The organism is Pseudomonas asiatica (assembly GCF_040214835.1).
Lineage (GTDB): Bacteria > Pseudomonadota > Gammaproteobacteria > Pseudomonadales > Pseudomonadaceae > Aquipseudomonas > Aquipseudomonas putida_Z.
Genome location: NZ_CP157874.1, coordinates 2154841 through 2175655 on the forward strand (window position 1 = coordinate 2154841; position 20815 = coordinate 2175655).

Consider the following 20815-nt stretch of genomic DNA (forward strand, 5'->3'; position numbering starts at 1 on the left):
TTCCAAGGCTTTGTTGGTGTCGCTGCCTACGCTGTAATGACAGCAGAGTTGGGCCATTTGGGTTGAGTACGGAGACTATTAATGACAGTGCATGCCCCCCTTACCCCCACTCAGGAAGATCTCTTTCATGAGGAAGTATGGCTGTTGCTACCCGAGCGCTTAGCAATCAATTGCAAGGTGCTCAATAACCCAGTTCGACAGCTTGCAAGTCCAAAGAAACGAGAGCTTTGCAGGTTGCGGCCATTTTCATTTCGTCAGATTGCCGGCTATGAGGCAACGTTATCCTCTGGCGAGATCCTGAAAATTATCAGCGCTAAGACAGCAGCCCAACTCAATGCGGACTTGGTCTTGTTGGTGCCGGGAGCTTCGGAGCCCACAGAAATCGTTTCGGCGCTCGAACGGGGTGAAGGCCGTTGGTTTGCCAACGCGTTGATCGATCTGGGTACGCTCGATACACCGACTCGGAAAGCAACACTTAAAGCAATTACGGATTCATGGGACGACGCCTTTCAACTCCGCGAAAGCCGTGCAGCTAAGGATGGCCAGGCTGCTACGCCAGGGTTACGTCGTCCCCAAATTGGAGCGCTGCATGCCTCGCTCGCCCACCTCACGCGATCAGGTTCGCCTGCGACGATTGTCATGCCAACAGGTACTGGCAAGACGGAAACTATGCTAGCGCTAAATGTTCACCAGCGTTTTGAGCGATTGTTGGTTGTGGTGCCCAATGACGCGTTACGTGAGCAAGTCGCTGGAAAGTTTGAAACCTTTGGTGTGCTCAGGCGGCAAGAGTGCCTCAGCTCAAGAGCTGAGTACCCGGTAGTAATGCGTCTTTCCCACATTCCCACCTCGGTGGGTGAAGTGGAACTGATCTTTGGCAGCGCGAATGTGGTGGTAGCTACCATGCAGATTGCTGGTCGTGCCGAAGCTGAGATTCAGGAGTGTATGGCTGATCACGCATCTGCGCTCTTCATAGACGAGGCTCACCACATTGGAGCTCCGACCTGGGCGAGATTCCGCAGCCTCTTCGTCGACCGTGAACTGCCGTTACCAATTTTCCAGTTTACTGCCACTCCGTTTCGAGAGGATGGACGACGAGTCGATGGCGAGTTCATCTATACCTACCCGCTCAAGAAAGCGCAGGTAGAGGGCTACTTCAAGCCGATCCGCTTCGAGGCGGTTTTTGGTCTGGATCAATCCGAAGCAGATAAAGCGATTGCTGAAAAGCTTGGTGAGATGCTGCAACGTGATCTCAACCTTGGTCTAAACCATCTGGCTATGGCACGGTGTTCCACAATTGAACGCGCTAAGGAGCTTCATCAGATCTATAGCCGGCGGTTCCCACAACACAACCCTGTCCTTGTACACAGTAACCAGTCCGCACGGGAAAGGCGTGCAAGCCTTGCGGCGCTGCGTAGTTTCGACAGCCGGATTATTGTGTGTGTTGACATGCTGGGCGAGGGTTTCGACTTGCCGGAGCTCAAGATTGCCGCCTTGCATGACCCGCATAAAAGCATTGCGGTCACTATTCAGTTCGTGGGGCGGTTCACGCGACCAGACCCTAGGCTCGGCGATGCAACAGTAATCGCCAACACGGGCGTGGATGACGTCGACCGCTCGTTGGCGAAGCTCTATGCGGAGGATGCTGACTGGAATACGTTGGTTGAGGCGCTGAGTTCTGCACGGATCGAACGGCAGGTGCGGCGTGCCGAAATGTTTAGGGGTTTCACGGGGGATCTCCGTGACATTCCTTTGCAGACCTTGGAGCCCAAGATGAATGCTGTCGTCTATAGAACGACCTGCGAAGCCTGGGATCCGCTGCGAGTAGAGGATCTCTATTCACCTGACGTGTTCCGCGGCATGAAGCTCAATCAGCAGCGTCGAGTAGCTATATTCGTTACCCGTAATGAAGAGCAGGCTGGGTGGACTACAGCTCAGCAAGCTACCAATGTCATCTGGGATCTCCACATGATGCATTGGGATGAGGAGGCTGGACTCCTGTTCATTAGCAGTTCGTTGAAAGGTCCCCATGACAAGCTTGCCAAGGCTATCTGTGGCGATGTCGCGCGCCGAATCGAGGGTGAGGAAGTGTTTCGAAGTCTTCATGGCTTCAAACGGCTGATTTTGCGCAACCTGGGACTCACTCACCATCAGGGGCGCGGAGTGCGCTACTCGATGTACATGGGGGTTGATGTCGCAGACGGCCTCGACAGCACTAAGCAGTCCAGAATCAAGAATAATGTCTTCGCTACGGGTTTCTTGGAGGGTATGCCGACCATTCGTGGTTGCTCGGTGAAAGGTAAGTTCTGGTCGATTACTCCGGTCCGAGACCTTACCGATTGGGTGGATTGGTGTCAGGGAATTGGTCGTTTGGTGAACGATACCGGAATCACGACTGATGAAGTGTTCAAGAGTGCGATGCGACCTCGTTTAATCAGCGAGAGGCCTGCTGTTCCGCCCGTTGCTATTCACTGGCCTGAGTCGCTTGTGACGCAGATTGAGGACCGTATAGAAATCAGCTTTGATGGCCAAGTTGTCCCGTTCTCAGAATGTGATATCGAGCTTCTAAGTCATGAGAGGACTGGCCCGCTGCGATTCGCCGTAACCAGTGATGCCCATGTTGCCGAGTTTGAAATTGAGTTCAACGATGGGGGGGCCAGCTATCCACAGCGGGTGGGGGCGGAGGCCACGATCAAGATTGGCGGTGTTGTAAAAACGTTATCTGAGTCTTTCGGAGAGGAAGCGCCACAGATCGATTTTGGCGACGGATCGCTTCTGATCTACAGCCATCTTTACGCGCTACCTGAAGGCGTCTCTGTTGAGCCGTACCCAACCGACAAGATTGTTGACTGGGATTGGTCCACAACCAACATACGGGCTGAATCTCAAGGTATCGAGAAACGTTCCGATTCCGTCCAGCGTAGGGTCATCGAATACTTGCTCTCCGATGGTAACGTATATGACCTGGTTTTCGATGATGATGGGAAAGGGGAAGTCGCTGACGTGGTTACGGTGCGTGTCACTGACAGTCTGGTACAGGTCACCCTCTACCATTGCAAGTACTCGAGTGCCGATACACCAGGAGCCCGCCTCGGAGATCTCTACGAGGTCTGTGGACAAGCGCAGAAATCTGCTCGATGGCGTGATCGACCTAATCGCATGTTCACTCACATGCTGCAACGAGAGAAACGTCGCCTCGACAAGGGACAGAGCTCTCGCTTCGAGCTGGGAACCGCTGCATCGCTCAAGAAACTGAAGGCGAGCTGGCAAGACTATCGCTATGAGTTTGATGTTCGCATCGTGCAGCCAGGGTTATCGCGAGCGGCAGTTAACGAAGAGGGCTTGCATCTGCTGGCTGGTGTTGAAACGTATCTTTTAGAAACCCGCGCGATGAGATTGCGGGTAATTGGCAGTGCTTGATCGACCACGTGCGACTGTGACTTCAAAGGTAACGGACGACAGAGGGACCTCCCAAATCCTCCGCAGAAGGCTATGGTGGCCATCTGATTTAGGTGGACACCATCTTGGGTCTATTAAGCGGACTTTTCATGCCCCCTCATTTCTCGCCGTCGGCATTGGGGGCGCGCGGGTGGATCGAGCGCGGTTGGCCTCCAGATCAACCTCGTACTTGGTTGAAACTGCCAAAGCCAACGGCTGGGTGGGGATAGTTTATGCGCCAACTTTTTTGCCAAGGCTGATGCCCGACCGAGAGAGTTGGCCAAAACGTTTGAGCGAACCAGCATCACCGGGTCGAATTGCAAGGAGAAATGCCGTACTGCCCGCACCATGCCCCCTCAGAAAGGCGGCGCCACATACACAACCCGGTTTCGTCCATTCTGTTTGGCGTCATAAAGCCCTTTGTCAGCGCGTTCCAGTGCGTCATCCAGCGTTTCTCCCTTGGCAAACAGGGTGCACCCGATGCTCAGGGTTACGTTCAACTGACCACAGGGCAACTGCATCGGGTTGGCACCCACCTGTTCGCGAATCCGCTCAGCAATCCGGGTCAGCTCTTCGCTGTCCTTCACCTGCAAAATTGCAACAAACTCCTCACCCCCATGCCGCACCACCAAATCATCAGGGCGCAGTGCCGCGCGCAGGCGACGGGCCGTTTCGCAAAGCACCTTGTCACCACCGCCATGGCCGTACTTGTCGTTGATGGACTTGAAGTGGTCCAGGTCGGCATAAACCGCACCCAGCTGTAAGCCGTTCACCTCGGCCAATCGCCGTTCATGCGCTTCAAACGCCGACAACGCGCCGCGGTTCCACAGTTGTGTCAAAGGGTCGAGCAGGGCTTTGCGTTGTTCGCGATCCATTTCAAGCCGCAGATCGCGGTTCACCTGGGCCAAGGTACGCAGCTGCAGATACCCCTCGGCGAGCGTAGCCAGGTCCCTGAAGTTCGCTTGCTGAGCCTCGCTGAGCACGCGCGGGCGCGGGTCGAACATGCACAGCGTACCGATGGCTTTACCGTTGCCGGCGCGCAAGGGGTGGCCGGCGTAAAAGCGGATGTAGGGCGCGTTCAGCACGAGCGGGTTGTCGACGAAGCGTTCGTCGCACAGGGCGTCGGGCACCGTCAGGGTGTCCTCGCCGAGAATGGCGTAGCCGCAGAACGAAACACTGCGCGTCGTCTCGCTTGCCTCAAGGCCTATGCGGGCCTTGAACCACTGTCGGTCCTGGTCGATCAGGCTGATAAGCACAGTGTCCACATGGGCCAGGTCCTGGGTGAGCCGCACCAGGGTATCCAGGTAATGCTCGGCTGGCGTGTCGACCAGGTTCATGTCGTCGAGCGTGCGCTGGCGCAGCGCTTCGTCAGCGGGCAAGGGGCAAGCTGGCATTGTGGGTCCTCCGTTCCTTGGTTGGCTTGGTTACCTGGCGGGTGCGCGGTCTGTATCCCGTCGAAACAAGCACAGCATAGGCCATGGCGTGGTGCACGGTCGGCCGACAATTTCTTGCCGGGAGTGTGATTTCTTTCGCTCGATCTTCGTCAAGGATGCTACCCCTTAGCCGTCGTCTGGGGACTGATACAGGGCCTTCCATGCAAACGCTGTTGAACGAGATTCTCGAAGAAGTACGTCCCTTGATCGGCAAGGGCAAAGTGGCTGACTACATTCCCGCGCTGGCCGATGTGCCGGCGAACCAGTTGGGCATCGCGGTCTATGGCAACGATGGCAGCTATTACTGTGCAGGCGACGCGCTGGTGCCGTTCTCGGTGCAGAGTATTTCCAAGGTGTTCAGCCTTGTGCAGGCGATTGGGCACTCCGGGGAAGCCATTTGGCAGCGGCTTGGCCATGAGCCTTCCGGCCAGCCGTTCAACTCGCTGGTGCAGCTGGAGTTCGAGCGTGGTCGGCCGCGTAATCCTTTTATCAATGCGGGGGCGTTGGTGATCTGCGATATCAACCAGTCGCGCTTCGCTGCACCCACGTTGTCGATGCGCGACTTCGTGCGGCGGCTATCGGGCAATCCCCATATCGCGATCGATGCCCGCGTTGCCGACTCGGAGTATCAGTTCCGCGCGCGCAACGCGGCCATGGCTTACCTGATGCAGTCGTTCGGCAACTTCCATAACGAGGTGGAGACGGTACTGCGCAGCTATTTCAGCTATTGCGCGCTGCAGATGAATTGCCTGGACCTGGCCCGGGCGTTCTGTTTCCTGGCCAATGATGGGTTCTGCAAGCACAGCGGTGAGCAGATTCTGACCCGGCGCCAGACCCAGCAGGTGAACTCGATCATGGCCACCAGCGGGTTGTATGACGAAGCAGGGAATTTCGCCTATCGGGTGGGATTGCCGGGCAAGAGTGGTGTAGGGGGTGGCATTGTGGCGATCGTGCCGGGGCAATTCACCGTGTGCGTGTGGTCGCCGGAATTGAATGCGGCGGGTAACTCCCTGGCCGGGATGGCGGCGCTCGAACTGCTCAGTTCGCGGATCGGCTGGTCGGTGTTCTGATCGGCGGGCCCGGTGGCTGAGGTAGGCCCGGTCGATACCTCAGCTCGTCGGGTCTTGCCCCAGTACCTTGGCAAGGGCCACGCGGGCATCTTCAAGCTGTACCAGTGAAGCATGCCGCGCGCCCAGCGCGTCACCGTTCTGGATAGCGGTCAGAATCGCCTTGTGGCGGGGTAGGGCGAGTTCGTCGAAATTCGCCCGCTGGTTGGAGTAGCGCACCGACTCGCGCAGCGCCATCGACAGCATGTTGCACAGGTAGGCCAGCAGGTCGTTGTGGGTGGCGTCGGCGATACGGGCGTGGAAGTCCAGGTCCGGTTGCAGGCGCTCTTCATGGTTGCGGGCGGCTTCCATGCGTTGGTAGGCCTCGGCGATCGAATCGACGTCGTTGGCGCTGGCGTTGGTGGCGGCCAGTGCGGCGGCGGCGGGTTCGATGACCCAGCGTACGCTGCTCAGCATGTTGAAGAATTCCTGCTGTGGCGTGGCCTGCATCAGCCAGTGCAGCACGTCCGGGTCGAGCATGTGCCAGTCATGGCGGGGCCGAACCAGGGTACCCACCCGCGGGCGGGCCTCGATCAGGCCCTTGGCGGTAAGGGCGCGCATCGCCTCGCGGAACACCGGCCGGCTGATCGCGTAGGCTTCGCACAGGCTGGCCTCGGAAGGCAGCTTTTGCCCGGGTGCGAGTTGGCCGGATACGATCTGTACGCCAAGGTCCTGGACCAGGGTGGCGTGCATGCTCTTGCGCGTGGTGGGTTGGCGGTAGTTCATGTGGGGCGGGGCGGATCCTTCGGGCGGGGGCAGCATCATAGCATTAGCGCGTCGACGCGGTGCATGGCACCGGCTGCGCCGGTGTTCGCGGCCACGGCCGCTCCCACAGGTACCGCGTGAGCCTGAAGCCTGCGCCGTCCCTGTGGGAGCGGGTTCACCCGCGAAGCAGGCGACGCGGTGGATGGCACCGGCTGCGCCGGTGTTCGCGGCTGAAGCCGCTCCTACAGGTACAGCGCGAGCCCGAAGCCTGCGGCGTCCCTGTGGGAGCGGGCGCGCCCGCGAAGCAGGCGACGCGGTGGATGGCACCGGCTGCGCCGGTGTTCGCGGCCACGGCCGCTCCCACAGGTACCGCGTGAGCCTGAAGCCTGCGCCGTCCCTGTGGGAGCGGGTTCACCCGCGAAGCAGGCGACGCGGTGGATGGCACCGGCTACGCCGGTGTTCGCGGCTGAAGCCGCTCCTACAGGTACAGCGCGAGCCCGAAGCCTGCGCCGGACCTGTGGGAGCGGGCGCGCCCGCGAAGCAGGCGACGCGGAGGATGGCACCGGCTTTGCTGGCGATGGGCTGCGCAGCAGCCCCGATGACGCTAAACGACAGGCTTCAGGCCTTAGTGCGAGTGCTTGGGCACCGCCGCCCCGCGGCATCCGACCAGGAAGTCGAAGTCGCAACCCTCATCGGCCTGCATGACGTGGTCCAGGTACAGCCTGGCGTAACCACCGCTGATCAACTGCGGCGGGGCTTGCAGGTCGGCCAGGCGGCCGGCCAGTTCCTCGTCGGAAATGTCCAGGTGCAGCCGGCCTTCCCTGCAATCCAGCTCGATCCAGTCGCCTTCGCGCACGGCAGCCAACGGCCCGCCAGCTGCAGCTTCCGGCGCCACGTGCAGCACCACGGTGCCGTAGGCGGTGCCGCTCATGCGGGCATCGGAAATACGCACCATGTCGGTCACGCCCTGGGCCAGCAGCTTGGCCGGCAGGCCCATGTTGCCGACCTCGGCCATGCCCGGGTAGCCCTTGGGCCCGCAGTGCTTCATCACCAGCACGGAACTGGCATCCACGTCCAGCTCGGGGTCGTTGATGCGTGCCTTGTAGTCGTCGAAGTTCTCGAACACCACGGCGCGGCCACGATGCTGCATCAGCGCCGGGGTGGCGGCCGAGGGCTTGAGCACGGCGCCCTTGGGCGCCAGGTTGCCGCGCAGGATGCAGATGCCGCCGTCGGCCACCAGCGGCTTGTCGATCGGGCGGATCACCTCTTCGTCATACAGCGGTGCGGCCTGGCAGTTGTCCCACAGGCTCTTGCCGTTGGCCGTCAGCGCGGCAGGGTTGGGCAGCAGACCGTGTTCGCCCAGGCGGCGGATGACCGCAGGCAGGCCGCCGGCGTAGTAGAACTCTTCCATCAGAAAACGGCCCGAAGGCTGCAGGTCGACCAGGGTTGGCGTACCGCGGCCGATGCGGGTCCAGTCTTCCAGCTGCAGGTCCACGCCGATGCGTCCGGCAATGGCCTTCAGGTGAATCACCGCGTTGGTCGAGCCACCGATGGCGGCGTTGACGCGGATGGCGTTCTCGAAGGCTTCGCGGGTGAGGATTTTCGACAGGCGCAGGTCTTCGCGCACCATGTCGACAATGCGCATGCCCGACAGGTGGGCCAGCACGTAACGGCGTGCATCCACCGCCGGGATGGCGGCGTTGTGCGGCAGCGAGGTGCCCAGCGCTTCGGCCATGCAGGCCATGGTCGAGGCGGTGCCCATGGTGTTGCAGGTGCCTGCCGAGCGCGACATGCCGGCCTCGGCCGAGAGGAACTCGTTGAGGTCGATCTGGCCGGCCTTGTAGGCCTCGTGCATCTGCCAGACGATGGTGCCGGCGCCAATGTCCTTGCCTTTGTGCTTGCCGTTCAGCATCGGCCCGCCGGTAACCACGATCGCCGGCACGTCACAGCTCGCCGCGCCCATCAGCAGCGCCGGGGTGGTCTTGTCGCAGCCGGTCAGCAGCACCACGGCGTCCACCGGGTTGCCACGGATCGCTTCCTCCACATCCATGCTCGCCAGGTTGCGGGTGAGCATGGCCGTGGGGCGCAGGTTGGACTCGCCACTGGAGAACACCGGGAACTCCACCGGGAAGCCGCCAGCCTCCAGCACGCCCTTCTTGACGTGTTCGGCAATCTTGCGGAAGTGCGCATTGCACGGGGTCAGCTCCGACCAGGTGTTGCAGATGCCGATGATCGGCTTGCCCTGGAATTCGTGGTCCGGAATACCCTGGTTCTTCATCCAGCTGCGGTACATGAAACCGTTCTTGTCGGCGGTGCCGAACCATTGGGCGGAGCGCAGTGGGCGTTTGTTATCAGACATGGGAACACCTAATTAGTATTACTATTTTTCGTTGTGCGATCGACTGTACTAATAAAAATGGTCTCTGTGAAGGCTTGTTGGCTCAATTAGTAATACTATAAGATCATTCACCCAGGTCAGAGGTCTGCCAAAAAGTCCCCGGCCAGGTGCTGTACCCATTACAAGAACAATTGGAGACATCGCCATGATTCAGGAGCAGCGGTTAGTCCGCCTGATCACACTGAAACTCATCCCTTTTCTGGTACTGCTTTACCTGGTGGCCTATGTCGACCGTTCCGCGGTGGGCTTCGCCAAGCTGCACATGGGCGCCGACATCGGCCTGGGTGACGCGGCCTACGGCCTTGGTGCCGGGCTCTTCTTCATTGGTTACTTCCTGTTCGAGGTGCCGAGCAACCTGTTGCTCGACCGCTTTGGCGCGCGCCGCTGGTTCGCCCGCATCCTGGTCACCTGGGGCGCGATCACCGTCGGCATGGCCTTCGTTACCGGGCCCAACGGTTTCTACGTGATGCGCTTTCTGCTGGGGGCGGCCGAGGCGGGCTTCTTCCCGGGCGTGCTGTACTACATCACCCAGTGGTACCCGGTGCGCCATCGCGGCAAGATCCTCGGCTTCTTCATCCTCTCCCAGCCGCTGGCGATGCTGATCACCGGGCCGCTCTCGGGCGCGCTGCTGGGGCTCGATGGCATCTACGGCCTGCATGGCTGGCAATGGCTGTTCATCTGCATCGGTACCCCCGCGGTGCTGCTGGCCTGGCCGACCCTGCGCCTGCTGCCGGACAGCCCGGCCAAGGTGCGCTGGCTCAGCGACGAACAGCGCAGCTGGCTGCAGGAACAGCTGGCCAACGACCTGCGCGAGTTCGGCCAGACCCGCCATGGCAATCCGTTGCATGCCCTGAAGGACAGCCGGGTGCTGTTGCTGGCGCTGTTCTACCTGCCGGTGACCCTGAGCATTTACGGCCTGGGTCTTTGGCTGCCCACGCTGATCCACCAGTTTGGCGGCAGTGACCTGGTCACCGGTTTCGTTTCGGCCGTGCCTTACCTGTTCGGCATCATCGGCCTGCTGATCGTGCCGCGCAGCTCCGACCGCCTGAACGACCGCTATGGCCACCTCGGCCTGCTGTATGCCCTGGGTGCGATCGGCCTGTTCTTCAGTGCCTGGCTTAGCGTGCCGGTCATGCAGCTGGCAGCGCTGTGCCTGGTGGCATTCGCGTTGTTCTCCTGCACCGCCATCTTCTGGACCTTGCCGGGCCGGTTCTTCTCCGGGGCCAGCGCTGCAGCCGGCATCGCCTTGATCAACTCGATCGGCAACCTCGGCGGCTACCTGGGCCCGTTCGGTATCGGCGCGCTCAAGGAGCACACCGGGCAACTTTCGTCGGGGCTGTATTTCCTGGCCGTGGTGATGCTGTTCGGGCTGTTGCTCACCGGGGTTGTCTACAACCGCCTGGAGCGCCGCCAGCGCCTGGCTTCCTCGCGGGCAGCCGAAGCCTCCCGCTAATTTTCGCAACCGAGAAGCGAGCACAAACATGCGATTGATCCAATTTGAAACCGCCACCGGCGAGCGCTGCGTGGGCGTGGTGGAAGGCGATTACGCCCTGCAGGTGCAGGGCGCAGCCAGCACCCGCGAGCTGGCCCTGCAAGCCATTGCCGCCGGCCGTGACCTGGCCGCTGAAGTGCAGGCTGCCGGCCTGGGCGAGCGCCACGACTACCTGGCCATGCTGGCCGAAGGCCGCGTGTTGCCGCCACTGGACCACTCGGACCCGGCGCACTGCCTGGTCACCGGCACCGGGCTGACCCACCTGGGCAGCGCCGCAACCCGCGACAAGATGCATCAGCAGCAGGCCGAAGGCGCGGTGACCGACAGCATGCGCATGTTCCAGTGGGGCCTTGATGGCGGTCGGCCGCCGGCAGGCGAGGAGGGCGCGCAGCCGGAGTGGTTCTACAAGGGCGACGGTGGCATCGTCGTGCGCCCTGGCGCCGACCTGCCGCTGCCGGCGTTCGCCGAGGATGCCGGCGAGGAGCCAGAGCTGGTCGGGCTGTACCTGATCGGTGCCGACGGCACGCCTTACCGCCTTGGCTATGCGTTGGGCAACGAGTTTTCCGACCATGTGATGGAGCGGCGCAACTACCTGTACCTGGCCCATTCCAAACTGCGCGCCTGCAGCTTCGGCCCAGAGCTGCGCCTGGGTGCGCTGCCGGCCCACCTGGAAGGCACCAGCCGCATCCTGCGCGACGGCCAGGAGCTGTGGCGCAAGCCGTTCCTCTCGGGCGAGCAGAACATGTGCCACAGCTTCGAGAACCTTGAATTCCACCACTTCAAGTACACCCAGTTCCTGCGCCCCGGTGATATCCACGTGCATTACTTCGGCACCGCCACGCTGTCGTTCGCCGACGGCATCCAGGCGCGCCCGGGCGACACCTTCGAAGTCAGCCTCGACGCGTTCGGCCAGCCGCTGCGCAACGGCATTGCCGCCGCGCCCGGGCAGGTTCGCCCCGGGGTGGTGAAAAGCCTTTGAGCCCGCTGCCAGCCAGTTGCTGAATCGGGGCCGCTCTGCGCCCCTTCGCGGGCTCGCCCGCTCCCACAAATACGGCGCAAGCTCCCAGAACTGCGCGGTCCCTGTGGGAGCTGGCTTGCCTGCGATGGGCTGCGCAGCAGCCCCCTTTCCGCTAACTGCCTGACACGAGCATCTGAACCTTCTTTCTCATTACAGGATTCAACCATGACCGGAAGCAATTTCATTGGCGGCCAGCGCAGCGCCACCGGCAGCGTGCGCCTGCAAAGCCTCGATGCGCGTACCGGCGAAGCCTTGCCGCAGGCCTTTGCCCAAGCCACCCCGGAAGAAGTGGACGCCGCCGCCCAGGCTGCCGAAGCGGCCTTCGCCGAATACAACGCCCTGGCCCCGCAGCGCCGTGCGCAGTTCCTCGATGCCATTGCCGACCAGCTGGATGCGCTGGACGACACCTTTGTCGCCACCGTGTGCCGCGAAACCGCACTGCCGGCCGGGCGCATCCAGGGCGAACGCGCGCGCACCAGCAACCAGATGCGCCTGTTCGCCTCGGTGCTTCGTCGTGGCGACTACCTGGGTGCGCGCATCGACCGCGCCCAACCCCAGCGTCAGCCGCTGCCGCGCCCTGATCTGCGCCAGTACCGCACCGGCGTCGGCCCGGTAGCCGTGTTCGGCGCCAGCAACTTCCCGCTGGCCTTCTCCACCGCAGGGGGGGATACCGCCGCGGCGCTGGCCGCCGGTTGCCCGGTGGTGGTGAAGGCGCACAGCGGCCACATGGCTACTGCCGAACGGGTGGCTGAGGCCATCGAGCGGGCGGTGGTGGCCACCGGCATGCCCGCGGGCGTGTTCAACATGATCTACGGTGCCGGTGTCGGCGAAGCGCTGGTGCGCCACCCGGCGATCCAGGCCGTGGGCTTCACCGGTTCGCTCAAGGGCGGCCGTGCGCTGTGCGAGCTGGCTGCAGCGCGCCCGCAGCCGATTCCGGTGTTCGCCGAAATGAGCAGCATCAACCCGGTGCTGGTCTTGCCTGAGGCCTTGCAGGCCAGGGGCGAGCAGGTAGCCAGGGAGCTGGCCGGTTCGGTGGTGCTGGGCTGCGGGCAGTTCTGCACCAACCCCGGGCTGGTCATCGGAATTGCCGGCGAGGCGTTCAGCAACTTCCTGGCGGCCCTTGGTGCGCAGCTGGCCGACCAGCCCGGGCAGACCATGCTCAATGTCGGTACATTGCGCAGCTATGCCCAGGGCGTGCAACGCCTGCACCAGCACCCGGGCGTGCGTCATCTGGCCGGCGCCGACCAGGCTGGCGACCAGGCGCAGGCGCAGCTGTTCCAGGCGGATGTGAGCCTGCTGCTTGACGGTGATGCGTTGCTTCAGGAGGAGGTGTTCGGGCCGGCCACGGTGGCCGTGGCGGTGGCCGACGAAGCCGAACTGCGCCGCGCGCTGCAAGCCTTGCACGGGCAGCTGACGGCAACGCTGATTGCCGAGCCGCAAGACCTGCAGCGCTTCGCCGCTCTGGTGCCGCTGCTGCAGCGCAAGGCCGGGCGCCTGCTGGTCAATGGTTACCCGACCGGTGTCGAAGTGTGCGATGCCATGGTGCATGGCGGGCCATACCCGGCCACGTCCGATGCCCGTGGGACCTCGGTCGGCACCTTGGCCATCGACCGCTTCCTGCGGCCGGTGTGCTACCAGGACTACCCGGATGCGCTGCTGCCCGACGCCCTGAAAAACGCCAACCCGCTGGGCCTGCAACGCCTGGTCGACGGCCAGCACAGCCGCGAGGCGCTGGCCTGACGCCAAGGGCTTCGGCGTGGTACCGCTGGACCCCGCCCGGGTAGGCCCGGGCGGGGTGTCAGATATGCGGCCAGAACGCCAGCAGCAGACCACCAGCGATAAGCAGGGCGCCACTGTAGCGGCGCCAGGCCGCGCCCAACCGCAACACTTTCTCCGCCAGAACCAGCATCGCCAGCGCGGCCATGCCCCACAGGCTCATGGCGCCAACCACCAGCAGCACCAGCATCAGCGCCCAGCAGCAACCGATGCAGTACAGGCCATGCTGCAACCCCAGCCTCCAGGCGCCGCCAAGGCCCGGGCGTACATGGTGCTGAAGAAAGAACAGCGGGCTCTGGCAATGCTCCAGGCAAGCGGCCTTGCCCTGGCTCATCTGGTAGCCGCCGGCCAGCAGAAGCAGTAGCGCACCCATGAGCGGTGGCAGGCGCAGGGTCATGGGATCGAGCCAGCCAAGCCATTCGCCAAGGGCCTGCAGCAGGGTCATCAGCAGGGCGAAGCCACACCAGAGCAGCGCATAGGCCGCGCAGAACAGCAGCAGCTTGAATGGGCCGGTGCTGTCGCGCAGCAGGCAGCGTCGGTAAAGCAGGAACACCGGCAGGGCGGCCGGCAGCATCATTGCCTGCATCATCGCCAACCACATCAGCAGGGTCAGCGCGCCCTGGCGCGACCACCAGGCGGTGGGTGGCATCTGCATCTCGCCCATCGCCGCCATGGTCGTTGCCTGCTCGACGTGCCACCACCAACCCAGCGCGCTGATCATCAGCACCAGCGCGCCGGTCAGCAGCGCGCCCGGGGCTGGCCAGCGACTAGCCGCGGATGATGCCATTTGGCCCCATATCCAGGTCGTAGAGCATGGCGTTGCGCCCGGCATAGTCCAGCTTCACCGCCCCGGAGCAGTTGAAGGTGGCGCTGGCGCAGTCCGTCTCGCCGAACTCGAAGCCCTCTGGCAGCACCAGCCTGGCCCGGTGCACCGATCCGTCCACGGGGTTGCGGATCGGCTCGGCCCGGCCATCCAGCACCCCGGGCACGTGGATGCTGGCGGTCAGTGCGGCGCGGTCGGTGTGCACCTCAACCGGCACGAACTGCGGTGCGTGCATGGTCTGCACCGTGCTGGCAAAAATGGCGAAGAAGGCCGTGGGTTCCTGCTCCTGGCCGCTGAGAATGGTCAGCAATGCCTGGCGCTGGGCATCACTGGCGCGTTCATCGATAAAGGCCTGGCATTGCCCACCGCCCTCGTGGATGGGCCCAGGCCAGGCGAAGGTGCAGGCCACATTCAAGCCGGCCAGCGACACCTCGTCGAAGTACCCCTCCTCGATGTGATAGCCCACTGCCGCTTCGCAAGTGCCATGGGTGGGCAAGGCATTGAACTGGCAGGGGCAGCCATAATCGCAGTTGCAAAGGTCGACCCCTGCGCCGCGCAATCGCCAATCGACATAGGCCATGATCCTATCCTCGCAAACAAGTGCCACTTGTTAGTTTAGTTCCGGATCATGCCGCCATATTTAGATAGATTCGGCATCTGTCACGGGCCGTATAAAACCACTGCTTCAAAGCATCGGCCTTCTCAGTCAGATGGGGCAGTGCGGGATTCACGGTCAATATCCTCCGGCCAATGAACCTTGGGTGCCAGGCAATGCATGTGGCTCAGGCCATCGTCATCGTTCCAGTCACGGGGTGGGTGTACGAACGCTGGCAGGGCTTCTGGGCCTTGCTGCATGAATAGCCGGGCGATAGCCCAGTAGGCTTCGCCTTGGTACAGGTCATAGGTGAAGAACACACGGTCGATAACTTCGTTGGTTTCCGGGTTGCGGACCGACAGCATGACGTTTTCGATCAGGCCACCGTGGCCGGGGGCGTAGACTCGGTAGACTTCGGCGGTTACATCGTCCCAGTTGTAGGCGACCGGTTTGACGCCCCAGCGTTTACGACTGAAGATGAATATGCGGTCATATCGAAACTCATAAATATATATTTTTTGGCGTAGTCGATTGAAGCGAATTGGCTCGTCTCTAGGCGTAACCAGATCAAGTCTGATATAGGGAATCAAAACCCACAGCATGACCGGAGGAAAAATTATTGATATGTTTATTAACCAATCGCGCTGCCAACCGTCATGTAAAAGACCCCAGTAGAAGCAAAGCGTCAATCCTAGAATAAAAATCAAGCCCGGAGCCCCAACTAAAAATATGACGCCTCGAAGGATGGTGCTGCTCCGTGGTAACTCGAGATATACATCATCGAAATAATTGGGTGCCGGCTTGACACTCGCCCATACGCTCCGCCATTTTGGCACTTCATCCACCTTGGGAAGGTCATGACTCCAGCCTAAAGCACGTTCGCACAAAACTTCATCATCACGTTTCACTCGTTAATCTTCTTTGCACAAACCCCAATGTACCCACTTGGCATCTAGGCAGAGCGTGTAGCAGCAGGGTGCTTACCGTGCCCTCAGCACCTCGCGCTAAGGTTTTAGACGACTTCATCTGTTGTCGGTGCGCTGCGAGACTCCAAGTCGATTTTCGCTGGCCATCGGACCCTGGGGGCGAGGTATTGCATAGGGTTCAGACCATTGCCAATCTTCTGACCCTGAAAAGGGCGTAGAGAGTCAGGAAGAGCGTCATAGCCACTTTGCATGTACAAACGTGCCAGTGCCCAATACTGCTTGCCTTGCTCTATGTCGTCACACAGGAACAGGCGGTCGATGACTTCCTCGGTGTCTGTTTTACGAACCGATATCATTACATTTTCAATGAGGCCGCCGTAGCCCATTGGGGCGTATACCCTGTAGACCTCGGCAGTTAGGTCGGCCCAGTCATAGGCCACGGGTTTTACCCCCCAACCCTTGCTGCCGAAGGGGTGTAGGCGATCAAACCTGTACTCGTAAAAATAGACTTTTTGGCGTGCTCTATTGAAGCGTATGGGTTCATCGCGAGGAAGTCGTAGGTCTATACGAAACAATGGAAAAAAGGCCCAGGTTGAAAGAGTTACAATCATGATGCCTATGGTCGTAATTTCAATTCCCGATTGCCAGTCGTCAAGGAGGGAAGTGATGATGTCTGGCACGATAAACACCATGGTGTAAATTAAAATAATCAAGCCTCCGAAAAAAGATATCCCCCGCACACTGACCGACGACCGTGGGATCTCGATAAATATATGTCCAGCCCGATTGATCTTTAAATTAGATGCCAAACACACCTCGCGCTGCGCGGGTGCAATATCATGCGGAGGAAGATCATACTTCCAGCCCACCCCTCGGGTAGGTAGCATCTTTCTCTTTCCTTTCATGCATTCAGTTCCGTGGAAACAGTGATGGGTAGGACGATGATGGCCTGGCTGATGATGGCAAGCAGAGCGGGGAGCAGCCTGCCGCAGGGCCTGACTGGGCAGTGGCCACGCGGGAAGAGTGAGGCTGCCGCAACCCAGGGCAGCCTATACCTTCTAGACTTGGGGTTCATCGGCCCTCTCAGTCAGATGGGGCAGTACGGGACTCACGGTCAATGTCCTCCGGCCAATGAACCTTTGGTGCCAGGCAATGCATGTGGCTCAGGCCATCGTCATCGTTCCAGTCACGGGGTGGGTGTACGAACTTCGGCAGGGCTTCGGGGCCTTGCTGCATGAATAGTCGGGCGATGGCCCAGTAGGCTTCGCCTTTGTAGAGGTCATAGGTGAAGAACACACGGTCGATGACTTCGTTGGTTTCCGGGTTGCGGACCGACAGCATGACGTTTTCGATCAGCCCACCGTGGCCGGGGGCGTAGACTCGGTAGACTTCGGCGGTTACGTCGTCCCAGTTGTAGGCGACCGGTTTGACGCCCCATCGCTTGCGACTGAAGATGAAGATACGGTCATATCGAAACTCATAAATATATATTTTTTGGCGTAGTCGATTGAAGCGAATTGGCTCGTCTCTAGGGGCAACCAGATCAAGCCTCACATAGGCAGTCAAAGCCCATAATGCTACCGGAAGAAGAGCTATTGATATGTTTGTAAGCCAGTCGCGCGGCCAACTGCCATGCAAAAGGCTCCAGTATAAGTAAAGCGTAATTCCTAAAGCGAATAGCAAACCCGGAACCCCAATCAAAAATATAACACCTCGAAGGATGGTGCTGCTCCGCGGTAACTCGAGATATACATCATCGAAATAGTTTGGCGACGGCTTGACACTCGTCCACACTTCCCGCCACTTTGGAACTTCATGCACCGTGGGAAGGTCATGGCTCCAGCCTAAAGCGCGCTCGCACAAAACTTTATCATCACGCTTCACTCGCTAATCTCCCTGGCACAAATCTCAATGTACCCACTTGGTAGGCTCCGATCCGGCCAGTACATGACCAACAGCGTAGCTGCCTCAATTGTGTGTTTTCCTATAGTCGCCATGAGCGCTATCGAGCCCGAAATCTCTAACTGGCTGAGTTCAGTAGAATAAGGTTTTCGCTTCTCGCTAATTGAATAATTGCAGTCGTGGTCTGGTATTCGTGGAGGCGCGAAGCTCGAAAATGAAGAGGACGGCGAGAGAAATTCTTCAGAGCTCGCAAAAAAAATTGCCCGAAGCAATAGTTTCCCCGCCAATGTAATCAGGGTGATTACCGTCATCGTGACGATGCGCAATCAATTTCCAGCGATATCCCGAAGAACGCTCGTCGTACATAGGCAAAGCGATCAAGAATTTCAGTTCCTTAATTATTTCCGTGCTTGTCAAGCCACCGATTTTCGGAAGCCCTGGATCAGTTGCCAAGCGCGACTCAAAATTCAACTTCGCCTGAACGCCTAGCGTGGCAGCATTGAGTTCGGCAAAAGCGATATCCGCTTGTTCTGGAACATTCCAATGAATGGTCGGCTTTTCGTCTGCTTTTCCAAAGCAGCACCGCCTTACCCAGCGCTCCAGATCAGTTGATTCATTTTCCTGAGCGCGTTTGCTTAGTTGATAAGCAGCAAGCGTGAAGGCGATCGCCAATCCCAGCGGGCCGAAAACCAAGGGATAGAGTACTGCGAATCCGAAAGCGACAGTGCCAAGAACATACAAACCGGCCGAAATTAGATGTCGCTGGTATGCGGCATCATCACCCGCAGCGGCAGCTCGCCTGGTCGCATTGATTGCTTGAGCCGCATCAAAGACCCCTGCAACCGCACTCACCAAAGCACCAAGCCTTATCAAGGCCCCCCCACTGGCTGCAACACCCTTTGCCCACCCCAAATTCAGTGGACCAGCACTTGATCTCAAAATGAGCCCAACCAGTTCGATTTGCCCTCCCAACAGGCCCAACTGCGATCCTTGCAACGCCAACTTGGCCTCATGCGCCTTCGGCCCAATCTCTGTCTCCGCCTTTTCCTGATTCCTGCCCAGGCTGTCCTGCTGCAGATACAACCCGCCTATCGCCAGCAGAACCTCCCAACTGCCAGCAATCCCGCGCAACCCGGAAAAACCGGTTTTTACCAATCGGGCCGACTGCTGCGTCGTGATCTTCATCCCCTGCAACAACCTGCGCGCATCGGTTTCCAACGTCCCCGCTGCCACCGAGATATCCACCAAGGCAAGCTGCGCCGCGCTGCTCGCCTGGGTCACGTCCATGCTGGCCTCCTTGAACAACCGGCCATGCACTTCCTCGGCCTTGCCCTCGACCCACACCGTCACGCTGATCATCGAATTGGTGAACCGTGGATCGAGCACGGCCAGGCTCATCAGCCCGTGCTGGATGATCGGCCGCACCTTGCGCATGGCCTTCATCGAACCAAACTCGAAGTCATCGATATTGCGGCGCATCCGGTCCCGCGCCTCGGCGATCGACGCGTTGGCCTTGTGCTGCAACTCCCGGAGGTGGGCGCTCTGCAAGGCGTAGTACTCGCCCAGCTTCATCTTCACTTCCAGCTCGATCAGGTGGACGCCGTTGTAGAGAAACTGCGTGGCGCTGTTCAGATGCCGCACGGCCTTCTGAATGCCAGGTGACAGACATGGCGCCAGCCGCTGACTGGCCGCATTGAGCGCGCCCTGCGTTTCAGCAATGGCCTGCTTGAGGGTATTGCGCATGCGCAGGCCGGCGTCATCGCTGGCGATGATCTTGCTCAGCATGCCGTAGAGCTTGTCGCTGTCGTTCCAGTTGATCGCTTCTGTGGCGGAGAAACTGGGCAGCAGCCCGGCCAGCAGAGAGCGATCCCGCATCAACAAGGCGCGGTAGGGCGGGCTGTCCGGGTCCTGCAGCCATTTCAACCAGAGCAGTTCGCTGGTGCCGGAAGCGGGAATATGCGGTTCAAGGCGGGGGACGACAGCTTCCGTAACGCCACCGCCCAGGCACAGGGCCATGGTCTTGGCGTAGGCCACCCCGGACTCACGATCGTTACCGTCGTAGTCGTACGCCTCGGCCACCTTGAACATGGGCGTATCGAACAAGGCAACGTACGCCCTTGTGTCCTTGTCGATGTAACGCTGAAACTCGCGCTCCTGCTGCTCGTATTCAGCCTGGAACGCGGCCCGCTGCGGTTCGTGGTAGCGCTCTTCAAGCCGCTCGTCACTCTCCTGCTGCGCACGCTCGACCAATAGCTGCCGCTCGACAGCCGGGTCGGTGAACACCGGCGGCCCATCGCCCGTCATCGGTTCCAGCGACGGCACCTTCTGCGCCGCCCATTCCCTGTGCGTGGCACGAATGATCTGCAGGATCTGCGAGGTCTGCAGCTGATAGGCGCGCATCGGGTCTTCACGCCAGGCCTGACGCTTCAGTACCCAGTTCAGGCGCTGATGGTTGTACTCCTGAATCAGCCCGACAGTGTCGTCGAGCACCACCGCCAGCACGCCGTTTTCCAGCTTGTGCCGGTTGATCGCATTGACCAGATACCCTCGCAGGGCGAACCGGCGCAACCAGCGGCTGTGGAAGCCATGCGCACTGTCGAAGGGGGCACAGCCATGCTGGGCGTACTCGAACACCTGCTGGTCGACCCCAAGCTTATCGGGCGTCATGGCGATGCCCAGCAGTTCGGGATTGTTGCGGGCCTGGATCAGGTCCAGGCCCTCGAAGCGATGCGCAGGCGACGCGCCGCTCTTGTAGGCGTTCAGCACGCTCACCGGCCAGGCGTCACTGGAGAAGGCCAGCCAGGCGCTGGTGTACCTGCCGGTATCGAGGTTGAGAAAGGCCGAAGGAATGTCGTGATCTGCGTTCACGCATTTTTCGGGCAGCGGCGAAGGCGGGCCATCTGGCGGCTCGTAAGGGTTGAAGCGGCGCAGATGACCTTGCTCGCTGACGGCATAGGCATGCCAGACCTGCTGGTCGAGCAGCACATACAGGAAGCCCCTGCGCAAGGTGCGCAAGCCGATCTTTGTCGAGATATGCCGGTTATCCGCCACGGTGGAGACACACTCGGGGCGGGTATCGGGCACCAGGGCGCGACGCAGCGGTAGGATCGGCAGGCCCTGGCGCTCGCAGAACATGCACTGGTCGTGCGGCAGCCCGGCTTCGGCGATCGCGAGGGCAATACGTTGGCTGATGGTCATGAGCGATC

The 20815-nt window shown here is 60.7% G+C and carries 14 protein-coding genes; 5 read left to right on the plus strand and 9 right to left on the minus strand.

Going from position 1 to position 20815, the window contains the following annotated elements; translation table 11 throughout:
- Positions 1-81: 81 nt before the first annotated feature.
- Entirely contained in the window at positions 82-3417 is a 3336-nt protein-coding gene (locus ABNP31_RS09775; protein WP_350013243.1) for a DEAD/DEAH box helicase, read from the plus strand.
- A 374-nt stretch (positions 3418-3791) separates the two neighbouring features.
- On the opposite strand, the gene ABNP31_RS09780 is transcribed toward ABNP31_RS09775, so the two are convergent.
- Positions 3792-4829, minus strand: coding sequence for a GGDEF domain-containing protein (locus ABNP31_RS09780; protein ID WP_350013244.1), 1038 nt, complete (start codon positions 4827-4829; stop codon positions 3792-3794).
- Between the two features lie 200 nt (positions 4830-5029).
- Here ABNP31_RS09780 and glsB point away from each other — a divergent pair, with 200 nt between their 5' ends.
- Complete coding sequence (glsB, locus tag ABNP31_RS09785) at positions 5030-5938, plus strand: glutaminase B (RefSeq protein WP_015269909.1); 909 nt, start codon at positions 5030-5032, stop codon at positions 5936-5938.
- Positions 5939-5977: 39 nt separating this feature from the next.
- Here the strand turns inward: glsB and ABNP31_RS09790 are convergent, their stop codons facing one another.
- Both ABNP31_RS09790 and ABNP31_RS09795 read right to left on the minus strand, forming a co-directional pair.
- Positions 5978-6700 carry a FadR/GntR family transcriptional regulator gene (locus tag ABNP31_RS09790; RefSeq protein WP_182328671.1) on the minus strand — a complete coding sequence of 241 codons (723 nt, stop codon included), beginning with the start codon at positions 6698-6700 and terminating at the stop codon, positions 5978-5980.
- A 604-nt stretch (positions 6701-7304) separates the two neighbouring features.
- Positions 7305-9038, minus strand: coding sequence for an IlvD/Edd family dehydratase (locus tag ABNP31_RS09795; RefSeq protein ID WP_350013245.1), 1734 nt, complete (start codon positions 9036-9038; stop codon positions 7305-7307).
- Positions 9039-9222: 184 nt separating this feature from the next.
- Here ABNP31_RS09795 and ABNP31_RS09800 point away from each other — a divergent pair, with 184 nt between their 5' ends.
- From ABNP31_RS09800 to ABNP31_RS09810, 3 genes are all read left to right on the plus strand, one after another.
- Entirely contained in the window at positions 9223-10530 is a 1308-nt protein-coding gene (locus ABNP31_RS09800; protein ID WP_013972014.1) for an MFS transporter, read from the plus strand.
- 28 nt (positions 10531-10558) lie between these two features.
- Entirely contained in the window at positions 10559-11548 is a 990-nt protein-coding gene (araD1, locus tag ABNP31_RS09805; RefSeq protein WP_350013246.1) for an AraD1 family protein, read from the plus strand.
- Between the two features lie 204 nt (positions 11549-11752).
- Positions 11753-13327, plus strand: a complete 1575-nt coding sequence (locus tag ABNP31_RS09810; RefSeq protein WP_350013247.1) for an aldehyde dehydrogenase (NADP(+)) — start codon at positions 11753-11755, stop codon at positions 13325-13327.
- A gap of 58 nt (positions 13328-13385) precedes the next feature.
- Here the strand turns inward: ABNP31_RS09810 and ABNP31_RS09815 are convergent, their stop codons facing one another.
- From ABNP31_RS09815 to ABNP31_RS09840, 6 genes are all read right to left on the minus strand, one after another.
- Positions 13386-14150, minus strand: coding sequence for a DUF2182 domain-containing protein (locus ABNP31_RS09815; RefSeq protein WP_350013248.1), 765 nt, complete (start codon positions 14148-14150; stop codon positions 13386-13388).
- Positions 14131-14766, minus strand: coding sequence for a DUF1326 domain-containing protein (locus tag ABNP31_RS09820; protein WP_013972018.1), 636 nt, complete (start codon positions 14764-14766; stop codon positions 14131-14133). Before ABNP31_RS09820 ends, ABNP31_RS09815 begins: the two co-directional genes overlap by 20 nt.
- Before the next feature lie 122 nt (positions 14767-14888).
- On the minus strand, positions 14889-15689 hold the full coding sequence (locus tag ABNP31_RS09825) for a DUF6708 domain-containing protein (RefSeq protein ID WP_350013249.1): 801 nt from the start codon (positions 15687-15689) through the stop codon (positions 14889-14891).
- Positions 15690-15793: 104 nt separating this feature from the next.
- Positions 15794-16612: a DUF6708 domain-containing protein gene (locus tag ABNP31_RS09830; protein ID WP_350013250.1), complete on the minus strand. Its 819-nt coding sequence runs from the start codon at positions 16610-16612 to the stop codon at positions 15794-15796.
- 178 nt (positions 16613-16790) lie between these two features.
- Complete coding sequence (locus ABNP31_RS09835; RefSeq protein ID WP_225903889.1) at positions 16791-17591, minus strand: DUF6708 domain-containing protein; 801 nt, start codon at positions 17589-17591, stop codon at positions 16791-16793.
- A 258-nt stretch (positions 17592-17849) separates the two neighbouring features.
- Positions 17850-20807: a T6SS effector BTH_I2691 family protein gene (locus ABNP31_RS09840; protein WP_350013251.1), complete on the minus strand. Its 2958-nt coding sequence runs from the start codon at positions 20805-20807 to the stop codon at positions 17850-17852.
- Positions 20808-20815: the final 8 nt, after the last annotated feature.